The organism is Paenibacillus sp. FSL L8-0494, from assembly GCF_038003695.1.
Lineage (GTDB): Bacteria > Bacillota > Bacilli > Paenibacillales > Paenibacillaceae > Paenibacillus_AQ > Paenibacillus_AQ odorifer.
Map to the genome: position 1 here is coordinate 1,669,377 of NZ_JBBOPQ010000001.1, position 17,066 is coordinate 1,686,442.

Sequence of the window (17,066 nt, forward strand, 5' to 3'; positions counted from 1 at the left end):
GGTGGGGGATATATCCAATTGAAATCTGAAATGAATTTAAAGCTGCTAAATCCGGTGGTATATTTAATGCAGCTAATTCTATAATATAGCTAATTCTATAATGCAGTTTAGCTTATTAATAATAGTCTTTGAGAATAACTTATACAGAATAGGAGAGATACGATGAGCGAGCGTATACCCTGCCAAACCTCAGGCTGCAAGGGAAGCATACTTCCTGCAACTGCTTTAAAGACAGGTGGAATCTGCATGCCCTGTCATCAGAGGAAGCTTGCGCTGGAGGAAAAGGCTTATATTGAACAAAATCGAAAAGACATTGATTTGTACGCAGGTGTGAATGATCCGGTTGAAATTCTTAAAATCATGCACAAACCGCGGAGATTGAGCCCGCTTGAACACGTAATTCCCTATCACAAAACCGCGCAAGAGTTATATCGTCAACTGACTGAAAGCGAAAGGGAGCGATTGGAAACCTACGCCATTGAATTGATGGAAGAAGATGATTTTGACCAGGCTGAAACCATTTTACTGTCGCTTATATGTTTTTCAAGTGCTTCCATTGAACGGGGGCTGGAGGCTTTTTTTCTTAACGGGAAGTATTATCCCGGCATTCTCTATAAAGAAGCGGGTCAGGAGATCCGTGATAAGATCATTCATCAGTTAGAGCATGACTCGGAAAACCGTAATCATTTGCTGCTTGCAATGGCCTGGATTGGTGATGAAGAGGTTGTTCGGCAGTTCGAGACATGGCGGCAGCATCGGCCTCGATGGACATCGGAGTTAAATGTGTCTCCGGAAAGCTATGCTCACGAAGCAGGATGGGAATTAGATCCCGACGGTGGGAAAAGGCTGCTTTTTTACCCCGAGAGTTATCATTTTGAAGTAAACAGGGACGGAAAAAATGGGATGGATCGGGATCATACGGCGGTAGCGGCGCTACAGGCGGGTGAGCATTCCTGCCCTTGGTGTGGCGGTAAGTTGACAGTGCTGTTTGATTACGATTTGCAGAATCCACTGGTTCAATTTATGAAGCTTTCCGGCCAGCGGTTAAGGATTGCAGCTTGCATGCATTGTAATTGTTATGGCACCGTGTTTATGAAAGCGGAGCTGGATGGCCAATATTCGTGGAGTGAATATAATACCGTTCCTGATTTTTTGCCTGCAAATGAAGACAGGGAAGAAATAGCATGGCATGCCATGCAGCTATCGGAACGACAGATGGGAACCTATGAAAATTCATATTGGATGCTTGAGGCGCCTGCGTCGCAGATTGGAGGACATCCGGCTTGGATTCAGGATGCGGAATATCCTGTGTGCCCTTGCTGTTCGAAGACGATGAAGTTTATTGCCCAAATGGACATGGAACAGGCCGAGGACAGCGAGGGGATTTATTATGCATTTTTGTGTGAGGGTTGCCTGCAGGTAGCTGTGAATTACCAGCAGACGTAAATCAACTTATTTCTGGTTAGCGTAGATTGGAACTTCAGACTTAAAAGAGAAAAATGCTGCCTTAGACAACTAAGGACGGCATTTTTTTATTTTGTATAAACATGATGATCAAAGTACCTTGACTGTCACAGTAGTATGATATACAATGCGATTATGAGGTGATGAAATGAGTGAGAACAAAATCACATCCGATCTGCTGCGAGGACATACCGATACGATGGTATTACGGCTCTTGTCCGAAGCCGATCGTTATGGATATGAAATCGTCAAATTAATTGCTGAGCGTTCCGGAGGCGAATATGAATTAAAAGAAGCTACGATGTACTCCAGCGTCCGGCGGCTTGAGGCAGACGGTGACATTGAATGGTATTGGGGGGATGAGTCTCAGGGGGGACGACGGAAGTATTTTCGGATTACCGAGAAGGGGAAAGCTGTTTACGCCAATAACAAGACTAATTGGGAGTACGCAAAGCGTGTGCTTGAAAACTTATTATAAGGAGACTTGATAATATGAATGAGAAATTAAACATGTATTTAAATGGCGTATTCGCACCCTATGACGGGATAAAAATCGTTGCTGAATTAAAGAGTGACCTCCTTTCCGATTTGCAGGAGCGGTTCAGTGAACTCAAGGCTGAAGGCAAGGATGATGAAACGGCGTTTAAGATGACGATAGACAGCATTGGCGACATTGAACAGACGGTGCAGGAGGTTGCCAATCTCTCCCGTTCACTTGAGCGGCAGGTGGTGACGAGCTTTAGGGCGAGCAACTTATCGAAGAGCGATTTTGCAGGCGTTACCGCCCATAAAGGGGATTTTAAAGTGAGCGCGTTGCGGGGTTCCGATTTTACAGGCGCTGACTTGACTGGCAGTTCTTTCGCGGGCAGTGACGTAGGCGAGGCCAAGTTCGACAGCGCTAATCTGACCGACTGCAATCTGTCCGGCATTGAACTGGCAAATGCGAGCTTTCACAAATCTATTCTTGTTCGCACCAACTTTAGCTCATCAGGACTTACAGGGGCGAAATTTATCAGTGCAAGACTGACCGACGTCAAGCTGTGTACGACTGATCTTACGAAAACAATCTTTGAGAGCTGTATCTTTGACGGTGTGGAATTTAAAACCTCAGATCTGCGGGGATTATGTTTTGACGGCCAGACCTTTATCGGGGTCAAGTTTGAAAAGTCGGCGCTGAACGATATTTCGTTTAGAGGTGCGACGTTAAAAAATGTGTCATTCCTCTCCGGGTTTTCGTTATCCAAGAAGTTTTATCGTGCAATTAAAACGATCAACTTTGACGGTGCAATGATGGATAAGTTGACCTTCGCTGCGCTCAAAGGCATGGAAGCTGATTTGACAAAGGTTACAGTCCTATAAGCCTGAGCTTCCGAAGTGAGTTTTGCGGGGAAAATTCCATGAAGATATGTTAACAAAACCTTAGGGAGGGAATGCAATGAACAAGTCCATTAAAGTGGTTGGGTTGGAAAAGTCCTACAGACAGCTTCAAGTTTTAAAGGGGGTGGATTTTGAAGTGGAGCAGGGCAGCGTTTTTGCCCTGCTTGGCTCCAATGGCGCAGGCAAGACCACCATTGTCAAAATCCTCACCACTTTGCTAAATCAAGATGGCGGGACTGCTGCAGTGAACGGATTCGATGTCGCCACAAAGCCTGATTATGTACGCCAGTCCATCAGCCTGACGGGTCAATTTGCCGCCGTGGATGAGATTCTGACCGGCCGGGAAAATCTGATCATGATTGCGAGGCTCCGCCATGAGAAGCATCCGCGTCAAGTTGCGGACGATCTGCTGGAACGCTTCACTTTGACCGATGCCGCGGATCGCAAGGTATCCACTTATTCAGGCGGGATGCGCCGGAGATTAGATCTCGCGATGAGCCTTGTTGGAAAACCGCAGATTATTTTCCTCGACGAACCAACCACTGGACTTGATCCTGAGGCAAGGATTGATGTATGGAAGATGGTTAAGGAGCTTGCCGACGGCGGTACGACTGTCTTTTTGACGACGCAGTATTTGGAAGAAGCAGAGCAGCTTGCTGATCAAATTGCCATTCTACATGAAGGTAAAATTATTGCGAGCGGTACACTCGAAGAACTAAAAAAGCGTTTCCCGCCCGCAAAAGTTGAGTACATTGAAAAGCAGCCGACGCTGGAGGAAATATTCCTCGCAATCATCGGCAAAAAGGAGGGGAAGTAAATGGAAATGATTAAGAAGCACTTTTTCAGTGACATGAGTGTAATGCTTGGACGCTCTATGCGCCATATTCTCCGCAGTATGGATACCATCATCACGGTAACTATCATGCCAATTGCATTTATGCTGTTGTTTGTTTACGTGTTCGGTGGGGCCATCCAGGCGGGTACGGATAACTATGTGAATTATTTGTTGCCCGGGATCATACTGATCGCTATTGCAAGTGGTGTAACTTATACGGCTTACCGCCTGTTTAACGATGTGCAAAAAGGGATTTTTCAGAGATTCCATTCTATGCCGATTGCACGTTCTACCATGCTGTGGGGACATGTGCTGACCTCCCTGATATCCAATGCGATTTCAGTTAGCGTCATCATTCTTGTTGCATTGATTATGGGGTTTCGTTCATCGGCAGGAGTGCTCTCATGGCTGGCGGTTGCTGGCATCCTCATATTGTTTACGCTGGCTCTAACTTGGGTCGCGGCAATTGCTGGACTATCCGCAAAATCGGTGGACGGCGCGACTGCTTTTTCCTATCCGATTATTTTCCTTCCTTTCATCAGCTCGGCCTTTGTGCCTACCGAATCGATGCCGCCAGTCGTTCGCGCCTTTGCTGAAAACCAGCCCGTTACATCTATAGTAGAGGCGGTTCGCTCCCTCCTGATGGGGCAGCCTGTCGGCAATGATATTTGGGGAGCCATCATATGGTGCATAGCCATTCTAGTAGTTGCGTATTTATTAGCGATGCGGGTATACAAACATAAAGTTGTTTAATTGCCAGATAACGTTACAGGATTTAGAAGCGACTTGTCTGCGGATGGGTTGCTTTTTTTCATTTCTCTACGTATCACTAAGCTGTATCCCTTTTTCTTTCACAAACTTCTCCAGAACCTTGAAATCCTCAGTAACCTTTTTAAAAGGTAAGGCTTCCAGTACCTGATCCCGGTAATCCTTTTTGGCGGCAATGGATAGGCGGGAATCGAGTATGCTGAGTACACCAAGGTCAGTTTCACTGCGGATCAGGCGCCCGGTTCCTTGTCTTAACCGAAGCAGCATGTCCGGTACAAAAACCTCCTTCAAGGGATTCTTTGCCATCGAAGTCTTATATTCATAGACAGGATCGGCAGGAACAGGGAAAGGCAGACGGAAAATGATTAACTGTGACAAATCGGAACCTTCGATATTCACACCTTCCCAGAATACACCGGTACTAAGTAGAACGCCTTTACTGCCCCGAAAGTCAGCGATCACCCCGTCCTGGGACGAGCCTTCCCTTTGAACATGTAATGCCCATGCAAGCTTCTCAGAGTTTAACTTCTTATGAATATACTTCATATCCTCTTTAGCTGAAAAAAGAACTAATGTCCGCCCGTCTGTTAAATTACAGAGCCTCATCATTTCCTTGTATGCCGCTTCAAGATAATCTTCCCGCCGCTGATGGTTATAGTAGGGGATGTCCTTGGCAATATACAGCATGGTGTGGTTGTCATAATCAAACGGTGAAGCTTGGCGCTCCATATAATCTCCCCTGTAACCGAGGGACTCAGTGAGATAAGCGTATTGTTCCTCCAGCGTTTCTCCGCTTTGACACATGGTTGCTGACGTTAAAATAACTGAGGTTTTCCCGTTAAATAAGGTATATTTCAGAAACTGGCTTATCCCTTTAGGGCAGATACTAAGGGTACTCTCCCGCTGGGTATTACTTGCCCAGATCAGATAGTTATCCTCTACTCCGGCGAGTACATCAAAGAGGTCGATAAGTCCGTTCATGGATTCAAAAATATTGTCAATCTCCCGTTCATGCCGTGAAGTTAAGACGGAAAGGCTGAGATTAAAATCTTTTAAAACCTGTGCCGCTCGTCTTAAGGGGATTCCTGTGATCTGCGATATTTTTATACGGTCATTGTCCTGCTTGGCTGTTTGCAGTAAGTCTGCCTCTACTTGTTTAAAAATATGGCCAACGCATCTTTTTATAAATTTAAATTGCGGCATAAGCTCCGTATCGGCAGATTGCTTGAAGAGAATCTGTAAGGCGTCATCCAGAATACGGCAGGTTCCCCGGTAAGTAAATTCGAGCGTTCTTGCATCTCTAACCTTCGCTTCCAGATTATGAGCTTCATCAATTACGATCAGAGCCGGCCGTTCGGTGATTAACCCCTTCGTTCCTTCCTTTTTCTTGATTAAATCACGGATGAGCAGATCCTGGTTTACGATAATAAAATCCATGTCACTCGCGTTGGCATTAATTTTAGCTCTCATCTCATAAAACGTACATGTACTTTTATAATGGCAACGTTCAAATTTGCAATCATTCACACAAACGTTAGACCATACAGCATCACTAACCCCGCCCTTAATATCTGCCCGCTCATCAATTTCATAATTCACAATCTGTTGAGCAAGCGCAGACAGAGGAGTGTTTGAATCATCCGCTTGGAACAGATCTGCTGCCCTATACCGGCAAGCATACTGCCCCATGCCTTTTCCAACTACCGAACGTACCCTTGTAAATCCGAGACGACTTCCGATGAATCTCAGATCTTTATGTATTTGTTCTGAAAGTTGTATGGAGGATGTCGCAATAATAACCGGTTGCCTTGAGATTTGGTTAATAAGCAGGCTGGGAATGAGGTAGGCAAAGGACTTGCCGATACCGACTCCAGCTTCAATCATCGCGTTACGACCATTTATATAGGCATCAGCGATATCTAGAGACATATCCTGCTGGCCGATCCGCTCTTTAAGTCCAATCCTGGGGAATTTATCATACATTCGAAAGATAGCATTGACTAAAGAGGGCTCGATGTCCTTCTTTAGCTCCTGCTTCTGTAATTTATAGAGATCACTTAACCAGCTAATGACGACCGCCCCTTTTCAAAATCAATGATCTTCCTAATTATAGTTTTTTTGGTGAGGTTGTAATTATCTTCGATGCTACTCTAACAGTCAAGTGTCAGAATATAATATAGTGATTAAAACAAAGTGAATTACTGTGTTTTTGAAGCAGGAAAATATACACATATCTTGAATACAAACTACAAAGAAGGAGGATGAAAATGTCATACAAAGAAAATGAATTGCGTTCGTCATTAACCTTAGCAGTTCCAATCATTTTAAACAGGCATTATCATTCTATGACTATGAAAAACATCGAATTCTCCTGGTTTGTAGAGGCGCATAAGGAATTGTTAGATTCATCATTCAGTACGATATTAATGAGTATGGTAGAAGCCTTGTTTTTTGATTCTTTTGGTTACGATCAATACTTAAACCTGCTAGAAAAAGAGGGGGCTGAGCAAGGGGTTTATACTGCAGAAATATTCGGTGATCATTTTGATATTTTACTTGATATGAGCAAGGATTTAAATTTAACCGCTCAGAATATTATGTTTAAGATCATTGAAGAGTTTGTAGATGATTCCGCGATCCGATTGTTTTTTTATAATCGTTTAATGGAATGCAACTGGACCCGTTTTACTGGCTTTGCACAAGGTTATTTGTCTAATAAAAATCAACAGATTGACAATTTACATGAACAAAAAATTGCTGTTATGGGACAAATGGCAGCAGGAATGGCGCATGAAATAAGAAATCCGCTAGCTTCGATTAAAGGTTTTGCTCAGCTTGTAAATATCAGGCTAAATGAGCCGGAGATTAAAGCGGATGAATTGCGTGCATATCTGGATATCACCATCAAAGAGATTGATGCTCTGAATGGATTAGTAACGGACTTTCTAATACTGGCTCGAAAAGGTGACAGTACAAAAAATAACGGCGTAGTATTTAACGTTATGGAGGTTATACATAGAGTTAATAACATTGTGAATCAACTCATACTTAGTGATGATATTATACTTTCAGTAGAGTGCTCTTTAGAAAAAGTACTAACGTTTGGAAGCGCCTCTCAGCTAGAGCAGGTAATTCTTAATATTTTGAAAAATAGTATCGATTCCTTCACAGCTTTTAGAGGCAGAATAGATATTTCTGTTACCACAGCTGCTGAGACAAACGAAATTATTCTACTCTTTAAAGACAATGGAGAAGGAATTCCACAGGATAAATTAAAACGGATATTTGACCCTTTCTTTACTACCAAGCAAAAAGGGACAGGGATTGGATTATCGATTTGTAAACAACTAATCGAAATGTATGGGGGGCATATTAAGGTAGATTCAGAGGTTCAGGTTGGAACTAGCGTGAGGGTTATTTTGCCTTGGGTTTATGATTATCATATTTGAGATGCTGCTGCCTCTAATGAATGAAGGAGCGACTTGCCAATAGGGAAGTTGCTTTTTTCTGTTATAGTTCTACAAAAAAATAGGATGTGCGTAAGATCACAAAGCAATTATTGGATACGTTTATACTCAATATATCAATTAAATTTGAAATATAAATTACATAAGCAATTGGAGGCTACTGGCATGGATCAATTTACTTTTACAGATATGAAAAAAATAAAGAGAAAAAATTTAGGTAATGTCGTACCTTTAGAGCTTTTCAGAACGATCAGACTGATTGGTTTATATCAAGCGTTACCCATGAATGGTAAGGGTACAACGTTGACTATAGGAAGAAAAATTGGGGAAGAATTTGGTGTTACCTCGGTTAATGAACTATTCGAGTTATTCGAAGAATTGAAGATAGGGATTCCTATAATAACCCATGAAGATGACAAGGGGATGACGATTGCAGTACACGATTGTTTCTGCGAAGGGTTACCTATTATGGAAGGGAAAATGGTTTGTGACCTGGAGGGGGCCATTATCGAAGGAGCACTTACTAAAATTCGTGGGAAACGAGTTTCCGTCCGGGAAATAAAATGTAATGTTAATGGGGATGAATATTGCGAATATATCGTCAAATATTAAATCATATATAAAAGCGAGTAAGCGACCTTTCGATTTTTAAAAGGTCGTTTTTTTATGAAGAAGTTGTGATGGAATTAACATTCATTTAACATGGCTCTTATGCTGAAATGATATAACAGTTACAAATAGGTGAAAAGGTGGCTGTTAGATGAAACTTAGCAAAGAGGAAAAATCATGGATTTTATATGACTGTGGTAATTCAGCCTATTCGATGGCGGTTACAACTGCATTATTGCCTATTGTATTTGGCATGTTTTCAAATGTTAACAGCAGCATGGATTTAGGGTACTTTAACTCCATTGCTAGTATTCTTGTGGCTATCCTTAGTCCGATTTTAGGCACGATCGCAGATTACAAGGATAAGAAAAAGCGCTTTTTCTTATTTTTCTCTTTGATCGGTGTGCTGGCTACGGCTTCGTTGGCATTCGTTGCACCTGCGAGCGGGCAGTGGCAGTTATTGATTGTGTTTTACATCCTGTCTGTCATAGGTTTTGCTGGAGCCAATATTTTTTATGACTCTTTTCTTGTGGATATAACCACTGATGAAAGGATGGATAAGGTATCCACAAAAGGTTTTGCTTATGGATATATCGCCAGCGTCATTCCATTTGGCATCAGCCTGCTATTGATTCTGTTTATGGGGATGGATAAGTCGATCGGTTATCAGATTGGGTTTATCATTACTGCCCTTTGGTGGGGGCTGTTGACCATACCCATGATCAGAGATGTGAAGCAGAGATATTATATTGAGCCTGAACCAAGACCTGTAATCAACAGTTTTAAAAGACTGGGAGACACCTTTAGGAATGTTAGACAGCATAAAGTTGTATTTGTTTTCTTAATTGCGTACTTTCTTTATATTGATGGGGTAGATACGATTATTAAAATGGTGGTGCCCTATGCCACATCGGTTCTGGGTGCGGATGCTTTTGACACCTTTACCTTACTGGGGATATTATTAGTTATCCAGATCATCGCTTTTCCTTGTGCAATCCTGTATGGTAATCTCGCCAAAAAATACTCCGCCAGGACTTTGATAATCGTGGGGATTGTTACATATATCATTTCCTGCATCGCGGCTTTTTTTATCACTTCAGTGTGGCATATATTTATTTTAGGTGCGCTAATTGGTTCCGCTCAGGGAGGCATTCAGGCGCTCAGCAGGTCTTATTATGCGAAGATCATTCCAAAGGAGAATTCCAATGAATTCTTTGGTTTTTACAATATTTTTGGCAAGTTCGCGGCCATTGTTGGTCCTGCTGTAATGTCTTTAACAACAACCTTAACAGGTAATGCTAAATTTAGTATTTTAGCGATTATCCCACTTTTTATTATTGGATTATTCGTATTTATAACTTTACCTAAAGAGCAGCCTGAACATGACGAACCTAAGGGGCTTATTCTATGAAGTCAATTAAAGCACAAACGGCTATGGCCAAGCATTTGATCGTCATCTCTTACGATGCCTTTTCAGAAGACCACTGGGCATTGGCCAGCCGGCTTCCAAACTTAGCGGAATTAATTAAAAACGGAGCCCATAGCCATAAATTGAAAAGTGTGTATCCCACGCTCACATATGTAGTGCATACCACCATAGCAACCGGTGTATATCCGGATAAGCATGGCATCCATCACAACAATCCGTTTCAGCCTTTTATTAAGGAAGAGGAGCAGAATTGGTTCTGGTTTAGAAATGCGATCAAGGTGCCAACGATTTACGATGTTGCGCGCGAGCATAAGATGAGCACAGCCGGAATCCTATGGCCAGTATCGGGTAAATCCTCCATCCAATACAATATACCTGAAATCAGAGCCATCAAAAACGAAAATCAGGCACTGAAGATATTAAAAAGCGGAAGCCCCTTATACTGCGTGGATATGGAGCTGAAATATGGCCGGATCCGCAAAGGGATTGAGCAGCCCTATCTGGATGACTTCACGACCAAATGTGCTATAGACACGATTAAGCGCAAAAAACCTAATCTTCTAATGATGCATCTGATCGATCTGGATGATGCCAAACATGCTTATGGAACTGACAGTGACGAAGTGAAGCAGGTAATCACACGTATGGATAAAAGGTTAGGCGATATTATGCAGGCAGTGGATGAAGCGGGGATGAAGGATGATACGATTTTTTTAATTTTGGGGGACCATGGCCAGTTTAATGTTAGGTACAGAGTGCATTTGAACAACCTTTTGCAGGAAAAGGGCCTGATCTATGAAGAGAACGGCGAAATGAAGTGGAGAGCTTACTTTCAGTGTGGGGGTGGAGCGGCTTACTTGCATATCCGGCAGGGCGATGAAGAAGCTGAGCAAATAGCATTAGCTGTTATTGGAGATCATATGAGAGATGAATCTTCAGGTATAGAGAAATTGTATGCTAGAGATGAACTGGATTATTTTCATGTGGGCCAAACCACAAAGTATATGCTTGAGGCTAAGAGAGGTTATTGTTTCGACGAAAGTATGGATGAACCAACGATTGTTGATTTGGACAAACAAGGCGTTAAATTTGCCACGCATGGCTATTCTCCTGATAAAGACGGCTATAGATGCAACTTGGTTGTCTCCGGGGAAAAGATTAGAAATGGGTATCCTATAGGGGACATCGAAATGGTAGATATAGCCCCCACGATGGCAAAGATTTTAGGGATTGATTTTAATCCAGGTGACGGAAGACCTTTAGAGGAAATTTTTATGGACTAAATTAAGCAATGTGAAACGGAGAAATTCAATGATTGAAACGCGAAAACAGAAATCAAATAAACTCAAGATATTCTCAAAAGTATTCATGATTATTATTGGGGCGCTAATAGCTGCCTATGGTCTAGAATCCGTATTGATACCCAACAACGTCTCAGATGGAGGTGTCACAGGTCTAAGCATCGTTGGCTCTGAACTGTTTGGCTTACCGCTAGGGCTGCTAATTGGCATAATTAATATCCCTTTTGTGTGGCTAGGATATAAGCAAATTGGTAAAAGCTTTGCTCTTTATTCCGTTATCGGTATTGCTTCACTGGCTATTGGCACTAGTCTTATGCATCATGTACCGACGATTATAGAAGGTGATACCTTATTAATTACCGTTGTTGGCGGGATTATTATCGGTTTTGGTATGGGGTTAGCCTTACGTAATGGTGGAGCATTAGATGGGATAGATATGTTAGCTGTCTTACTTTCACGAAAATTACCTTTTGGGACCAGTGATTTAATCTTATTTCTAAACATGTTTGTCTTTATTGTTGTTTCAACAGTATTTGGCCTACAAGGGGCTATTCTATCAGCACTTGCTTATTTTATTGCTTCTAAGGTCATTCATATTATTGAAGAAGGTTTGAGTGGCTCTAAAACGTTTAAAATCATCACTATTCAACCGGAAATCATGGTCGAGACTATTCGTGACCGATTGGGTCGTGGAGCAACTTATACAGATGCTTATGGCGGCTACTCAAATGAACAATTCAAAGAAATCACTTGTGTCATTAACCGTCTGGAAGAAAGTAAAATAAAAGATATTATTCGTGAAATTGACCCGAATGCTTTTGTAGTAGTCTACGATGTTGCAGAAGTTAAAGGTGGCAGTTTCAAAAAGAAAAATATTCACTAATGACTATAAATCGCGTTGGAGAGAAGCTAATTATGCTCTTGCCAGCGCGTTTTTTGTTTTCTTTGAAGGAGAGGAAAGGCTTGGTATAGATTTAATATAATTAAAGTTGGAATACCTACTCTAACAACATGCTTATACAATAGAATTAATAAGGTTGGAGAGGGGACATGGATATGGATGCTGTTCATAAAGAAAAGATCTTAATCAAAAATGAAAAGCTTATTAGCATGGTCATTGAACGGGCTAAGAGAGATTTTTCTGATGATATTGCAATTATTGGGCTTACAGGTTCTTTTAGTACTGGGGATTTTCATGAAAAAAGCGATCTTGATCTAATCATAATTAATAACACAGAGCAAGGCTGGGGAATATCTTCGTGTTTTATCTTGGATGATATTGGATACGATCTATATTGTACGCCATGGGAAACAAGGATAGAAGATCAAGCCAATCTCGAGAGTCCAATGATTTCATGTCTGGTGGATTTACAGGTGTTATACTGTGCAAAACCCGAATATTTGGAAAAGCTAAATTTATATAAACAGAGAGCACTCGATGCTCTGGCAATGCCTATAGGGAGAGAATGTATCAGTAGAGCGAAAAAGTGTATAGACATAGCAAAACAGGAATATGCGAATACGTTACTTTCTGAACATATAGGAGCAGTAAGGTATGCTTCAAGCGAAGTTTTATACAATTTGTTAAATGCGCTAACTCATTTGAACAATACTTATTTCAAACGGGGAATTAAGAGATATTTAGAGGAAATAGCTACGTACCGTTATGTTCCTGATGATTTTGAAAAGACATATATGGCTGTGATAGAGGCGAAGACTATCGATGAAATCAGAAGTGCAGCATATAAGGCCCTTAAAAACATCAATGATTTGTATAATAAAATGTATAAGGATTTTGTAGCGCAGCCTGTCCCAAGCTATGATAATCTTGGCGGAACTTATGAGGAATTATGGTGCAACTACCGCAATAAGATTATAGCAAGTGTAGAATCGGGTGATAGATCGTATGCGTATCTAGCAGCAATGGGCATACAAGGTTTTCTTGATGAAATGACAGAATGGAAGGGAATTAAAAAGTTTGATATCATGCAGTATTTTGATTCTGACCATCTTCAAGTCTTTAAAAATGAGTTTCTGAAGGTCATGGATGAATATCTGGAGGAATACAACAAGGTAGGCAGGAAAGCCGAACGATACAATACTTTCGAGCAATTATATAACGAATATATGAAGGTATAGAAAATAGCCCACTACCAATCTTTGGATTGAAGTGGGCTATTTTTTATTTGACAAGAAAACTTGGCGTATTATAATAATGATGACAAGAAAACTTGTCATCATCTTTTCAATTTGAAAGGAGAAATTTTCATGAAAAAGGAAGAAATATTAGAAAAAAGCAGAAATGAAAAAGGAGACGAAGGAAAAGAATTTGTATTTGCTAAAGGCAGAAAAAGCGGATTCATTGGAATGTTGATTGTATTTTGCATTCTGAGTGTCTTCAGTTTATATAATCATAGTCAGGAAACAAATCTTGCATTAAAAGCCTTGATAGCCATGTTTTTTGGATATTTGAGCTGTGAAGGTCTTGGGATGTATTCTGTAACTAAGAAAAAGATGCATTTACTCAATTTCATTTTAGGATTAATTATAAGTGTTTCGTTTTTGTTTATTTACTTTTATGGGATGAGTGATTAGTATGAGTGAACCTTTGGTTTTAAAAAATAAACTGCGCGAAGCAAGAACGGAACAAAAATTATCGCAAGCACAATTGGCAGAAATGGTGGGTGTCTCAAGAAATACTATAAGCTCGATTGAAACCGGACAGTTTAACCCTACTGCAAAATTAGCTTTGATTTTATGTATTGCGTTGGATAAAAAATTCGAAGAATTATTTTATTTTGATTAAAATCAACAGAAGCTTTTCTGGGTTTAACTCTAGATGTCAGAAAAACAGCGATACTCCATCATTGGAGATCGCTGTTTTTTTTTTCAGTCAATTATAGCTTACTCAGGAATTTACAGGGTTCTGTTCAACAGATTTGGGTGTAAAAGCTCTTCGAACAACCTTCGTTAATTCCATTAGGATGAGGGAGCCGAGGGCTAAGCCTGCTGCAATCAGCCACTCTGACATTCCAAATGAAGCCGGAATCGAGAAGATTTCTCTAACTCCTGGCAGAACCGCAATGCCGTAAAAGGCAAAGCAGACCAGAACGGCTCCGATGACGTATTTGTTGCTGAAAAGGCCAGCTTCAATAGCAGTTTGACTGTTCGAACGGGCGGCAAAGGTCTGCAATGTACGAGACAAGATCAGGGTTGTGAATGCCATAGCTACGCCCATATCAGGCGAATCCTGAAGTCCGATATACAGGGATATGATAACAGCTATACCTATGAGTAGACCACGAGTGACAATGGCCTGCATCATTCCTCCTGCGAATATTCCTTCCTTGAGCTCTCTTGGTTTTCTGTTCATCACATTAGGTTCAGGTTTTTCCATCCCAAGAGCTATGGCGGGCAGAGAATCATTCGCCAGATTGATGAATAGAAGCTGAATCGCTGTGAAAGGATTAATCCAGTTGAAAATAAGGGCAAAGAGGATGGCGATAATTGCACCCAGGTTACCGGAAAACAAATAGGCGATCGCTTTTTTAATATTGTCAAATACCGTTCTGCCCACAGATACAGCATTGACAATGGATACAAAATTATCATCGGTCAAAATCATGGCAGCCGCATCTTTGGCAACATCGGTTCCACTGCCCATGGCAACTCCGATATCTGCTTGTTTCAAAGCAGGCGCGTCATTTACACCATCACCGGTCATGGCTGTTATTTTGCCTTTCCGCTGCCACGCGCGGACAATTCTGATCTTGTTCTCCGGAGAGACACGGGCGTAGACACCGATCTGTTCAAGTTTTTGATCAAGTTCCTCGTCAGACATGGCATCGAGTTCTTGGCCGGTTACGGCAATTTCATTCTCAGTCATCAGACCGATATCGCGGCCGATCGCTTGTGCGGTTGTCTTATGATCACCGGTAATCATGATGGTTCGGATTCCAGCCTTCTGAGATTCTGCGATCGCGCCGTAGACAGCTTCCCGAGGTGGATCAATCATAGCTGTCAAACCTACGAGCACTAGATTTTGTTCATCCTCCAATCCGACTTCAGTAACTGTATTTGGTACGGTTTTGTAGGCATAGGCAAGTACACGGAGTGCTCTGCTGGAGAACTCCTCATTGGCTTCGAAGAAGCGTTCAAGAACTTCTGGTGTCATCGGCACTTCTTTTCCACTTAACAGTACATGCGAGCATAGACCAAAGAGCACATCGGGTCCACCTTTAGTAATCATTGCTTTTTGTCCGTTAAAAGTATGCAAGGTCGTCATCAGCTTGCGATCCGAGTCAAAAGGTAGTTCGGCTTCGCGAGGGAAATTATCGCGTATTTCCTTATAATCTTTATTCTTGCTGTTGCTGAAGGCAATAAGTGCTACCTCTGTAGGATCACCCAGCTCTTTACCATCCTCATTAATGTTAGAGTCGTTGCAGAGCACGGCAATATGCAGGAGCCGCCGGGCTTCTTCAGACCATTCTTCAGGCGCTTGATTGAATTGATCACGGTCACCTTCTGGTAGAAAGTAATCTACAACAGTCATTTTATTCTGGGTGAGGGTACCGGTTTTATCTGTACAGATGACACTGGTTGACCCAAGGGCTTCGACAGCGGGTAGCTTACGAATAATCGCATGTTGCTTAGCCATCTTATTAGTACCTACGGATAGGACAATAGTTACTATTGAGGAAAGAGCTTCGGGAATCGCAGCAACCGCCACAGCGACTGCAAACATTAACGCATTCAGGATAGCTTCTGTTGTATCCACAGTCTCATTCGATAACCAAACACGTCCGGCCTGGATGGCAAAGATTACAATGGACAGGAGTATAATTGCTACCCCCAGCTGCTTGCTGAATGTTTCGAGCTTGCGCTGCAGCGGCGTTTGCTTGGCTTCGGCGCTTTCAATGAGTTCAGCAATTTTTCCGATTTCGGTAGTGAGTGCAGTTCCCGTTACTACTAGCGTTCCGCGGCCATATACAACTAGTGAACCGCTGAACGCCATATTACGCCGGTCTCCAAGCGGAGATTCTTTCGCGATGATATTTGTATGCTTTTCCACAGCTTCGGATTCTCCGGTTAGCATACCCTCATTTATTTTTAAGCTTTCCGATTCTATAATCCGGCCATCGGCGGGTACAAAATCGCCGGCTTCCAGCCAGACGATATCACCGCGTACAAGTTCCCTTGCCGGGACGGTTTTTAATTCTCCATCACGCAGCACTTTGGCCTCGGGGGCTGACATCTGCTGCAAGGCATCCAGTGAACTCTCCGCTTTACGGGTCTGGATGACACTTATAACTGCATTGAGAATCAACACGAGGAAAATAATAAGCGACTCCATAACTTGTCCCATAACAATCTGGACAATGGCGGCTATAAGCAGTACGACTACCATAGGGTCTTTGAAGTTTTCAAGAAAAAGCTTCCAAACAGGATCTTTTTTCTTTCCTTTTAATTCGTTAAAACCATAATCTTTTAGACGATTGTCGACTTCTGCCGAAGTAAGCCCGTTAGCTGAACTCTGAACATCCTGTAAACTGTCGGCTACATTGTTGCGGTAATATTCCACTAATGATAGCTCCTCTCTGCTGTGCTGTGTCTTTGTTCTTAAAAATTACGGTTCAAGCCGGGACAAGTTTCAAAATATCGAGCTGCATAAACTGTTTTTACATTATAAATGTGTCTTTTGAGCTTGAAATTGGACGGAAAAATATATGTAAATCTGGTTTCTTCATTATGTTTTTGGCTCACCGAGCACAAGTTTACTATGGGCGCTTTATTTATTATCCTATTTATGAATCGAG

15 protein-coding genes are annotated in these 17,066 nt (G+C 41.9%); 13 read left to right on the plus strand and 2 right to left on the minus strand.

The genetic code is table 11. The features are described from left to right. The first annotated feature begins 162 nt into the window (after window positions 1–162). From NYE35_RS07440 to NYE35_RS07460, 5 genes are all read left to right on the plus strand, one after another. Window positions 163–1,446: a DUF1963 domain-containing protein gene (locus tag NYE35_RS07440; RefSeq protein WP_341120552.1), complete on the plus strand. Its 1,284-nt coding sequence runs from the start codon at window positions 163–165 to the stop codon at window positions 1,444–1,446. A gap of 166 nt (window positions 1,447–1,612) precedes the next feature. Beyond that, entirely contained in the window at window positions 1,613–1,942 is a 330-nt protein-coding gene (locus NYE35_RS07445) for a PadR family transcriptional regulator (protein ID WP_036675798.1), read from the plus strand. A 14-nt stretch (window positions 1,943–1,956) separates the two neighbouring features. Further along, on the plus strand, window positions 1,957–2,823 hold the full coding sequence (locus tag NYE35_RS07450; RefSeq protein ID WP_341120554.1) for a pentapeptide repeat-containing protein: 867 nt from the start codon (window positions 1,957–1,959) through the stop codon (window positions 2,821–2,823). Window positions 2,824–2,899: 76 nt separating this feature from the next. Further along, window positions 2,900–3,658, plus strand: coding sequence for an ABC transporter ATP-binding protein (locus NYE35_RS07455; RefSeq protein ID WP_036675796.1), 759 nt, complete (start codon window positions 2,900–2,902; stop codon window positions 3,656–3,658). Further along, window positions 3,659–4,429, plus strand: coding sequence for an ABC transporter permease (locus NYE35_RS07460; protein ID WP_038569396.1), 771 nt, complete (start codon window positions 3,659–3,661; stop codon window positions 4,427–4,429). Window positions 4,430–4,495: 66 nt separating this feature from the next. Here NYE35_RS07460 and NYE35_RS07465 read toward each other — a convergent pair whose 3' ends face one another. Beyond that, window positions 4,496–6,427, minus strand: coding sequence for an ATP-dependent DNA helicase (locus tag NYE35_RS07465; RefSeq protein ID WP_341120556.1), 1,932 nt, complete (start codon window positions 6,425–6,427; stop codon window positions 4,496–4,498). Window positions 6,428–6,711: 284 nt separating this feature from the next. On the opposite strand from NYE35_RS07465, the gene NYE35_RS07470 reads away from it, so the two are divergent. The 8 genes from NYE35_RS07470 to NYE35_RS07505 all read left to right on the plus strand — a co-directional run bounded on the left by NYE35_RS07470 (window position 6,712) and on the right by NYE35_RS07505 (window position 14,056). Continuing rightward, window positions 6,712–7,893, plus strand: coding sequence for a sensor histidine kinase (locus NYE35_RS07470; RefSeq protein ID WP_076098893.1), 1,182 nt, complete (start codon window positions 6,712–6,714; stop codon window positions 7,891–7,893). A gap of 183 nt (window positions 7,894–8,076) precedes the next feature. Next, window positions 8,077–8,523: a V4R domain-containing protein gene (locus NYE35_RS07475; RefSeq protein ID WP_076104743.1), complete on the plus strand. Its 447-nt coding sequence runs from the start codon at window positions 8,077–8,079 to the stop codon at window positions 8,521–8,523. 148 nt (window positions 8,524–8,671) lie between these two features. Continuing rightward, on the plus strand, window positions 8,672–9,931 hold the full coding sequence (locus NYE35_RS07480; RefSeq protein WP_076098890.1) for an MFS transporter: 1,260 nt from the start codon (window positions 8,672–8,674) through the stop codon (window positions 9,929–9,931). Further along, on the plus strand, window positions 9,928–11,232 hold the full coding sequence (locus NYE35_RS07485) for an alkaline phosphatase family protein (RefSeq protein ID WP_341120558.1): 1,305 nt from the start codon (window positions 9,928–9,930) through the stop codon (window positions 11,230–11,232). The genes NYE35_RS07480 and NYE35_RS07485 overlap by 4 nt, the downstream gene beginning before the upstream one ends. Before the next feature lie 28 nt (window positions 11,233–11,260). Next, window positions 11,261–12,133, plus strand: a complete 873-nt coding sequence (locus NYE35_RS07490; RefSeq protein WP_036675789.1) for a YitT family protein — start codon at window positions 11,261–11,263, stop codon at window positions 12,131–12,133. 167 nt (window positions 12,134–12,300) lie between these two features. Then, window positions 12,301–13,389, plus strand: a complete 1,089-nt coding sequence (locus tag NYE35_RS07495) for a nucleotidyltransferase domain-containing protein (RefSeq protein WP_341120559.1) — start codon at window positions 12,301–12,303, stop codon at window positions 13,387–13,389. 129 nt (window positions 13,390–13,518) lie between these two features. After that, the gene (locus NYE35_RS07500) at window positions 13,519–13,845 is read left to right on the plus strand and encodes a DUF6442 family protein (RefSeq protein ID WP_036675787.1); all 327 of its coding nucleotides are present in this window, start codon (window positions 13,519–13,521) and stop codon (window positions 13,843–13,845) included. A 1-nt stretch (window position 13,846) separates the two neighbouring features. Further along, window positions 13,847–14,056, plus strand: coding sequence for a helix-turn-helix transcriptional regulator (locus tag NYE35_RS07505; protein WP_036675786.1), 210 nt, complete (start codon window positions 13,847–13,849; stop codon window positions 14,054–14,056). Window positions 14,057–14,158: 102 nt separating this feature from the next. Here NYE35_RS07505 and NYE35_RS07510 read toward each other — a convergent pair whose 3' ends face one another. Then, complete coding sequence (locus tag NYE35_RS07510) at window positions 14,159–16,831, minus strand: cation-translocating P-type ATPase (protein WP_038569401.1); 2,673 nt, start codon at window positions 16,829–16,831, stop codon at window positions 14,159–14,161. Window positions 16,832–17,066: the final 235 nt, after the last annotated feature.

Coding starts and splice junctions, on each gene's coding strand:
- NYE35_RS07475 (WP_076104743.1), top strand. CDS start 8,077: ATGGATCAATTTACTTTTACAGATATGAAAAAAATAAAGAGAAAAAAT.
- NYE35_RS07470 (WP_076098893.1), top strand. CDS start 6,712: ATGTCATACAAAGAAAATGAATTGCGTTCGTCATTAACCTTAGCAGTT.
- NYE35_RS07450 (WP_341120554.1), top strand. CDS start 1,957: ATGAATGAGAAATTAAACATGTATTTAAATGGCGTATTCGCACCCTAT.
- NYE35_RS07480 (WP_076098890.1), top strand. CDS start 8,672: ATGAAACTTAGCAAAGAGGAAAAATCATGGATTTTATATGACTGTGGT.
- NYE35_RS07440 (WP_341120552.1), top strand. CDS start 163: ATGAGCGAGCGTATACCCTGCCAAACCTCAGGCTGCAAGGGAAGCATA.
- NYE35_RS07495 (WP_341120559.1), top strand. CDS start 12,301: ATGGATATGGATGCTGTTCATAAAGAAAAGATCTTAATCAAAAATGAA.
- NYE35_RS07485 (WP_341120558.1), top strand. CDS start 9,928: ATGAAGTCAATTAAAGCACAAACGGCTATGGCCAAGCATTTGATCGTC.
- NYE35_RS07465 (WP_341120556.1), bottom strand. CDS start 6,427: ATGTATGATAAATTCCCCAGGATTGGACTTAAAGAGCGGATCGGCCAG.
- NYE35_RS07490 (WP_036675789.1), top strand. CDS start 11,261: ATGATTGAAACGCGAAAACAGAAATCAAATAAACTCAAGATATTCTCA.
- NYE35_RS07445 (WP_036675798.1), top strand. CDS start 1,613: ATGAGTGAGAACAAAATCACATCCGATCTGCTGCGAGGACATACCGAT.
- NYE35_RS07460 (WP_038569396.1), top strand. CDS start 3,659: ATGGAAATGATTAAGAAGCACTTTTTCAGTGACATGAGTGTAATGCTT.
- NYE35_RS07455 (WP_036675796.1), top strand. CDS start 2,900: ATGAACAAGTCCATTAAAGTGGTTGGGTTGGAAAAGTCCTACAGACAG.
- NYE35_RS07500 (WP_036675787.1), top strand. CDS start 13,519: ATGAAAAAGGAAGAAATATTAGAAAAAAGCAGAAATGAAAAAGGAGAC.
- NYE35_RS07505 (WP_036675786.1), top strand. CDS start 13,847: ATGAGTGAACCTTTGGTTTTAAAAAATAAACTGCGCGAAGCAAGAACG.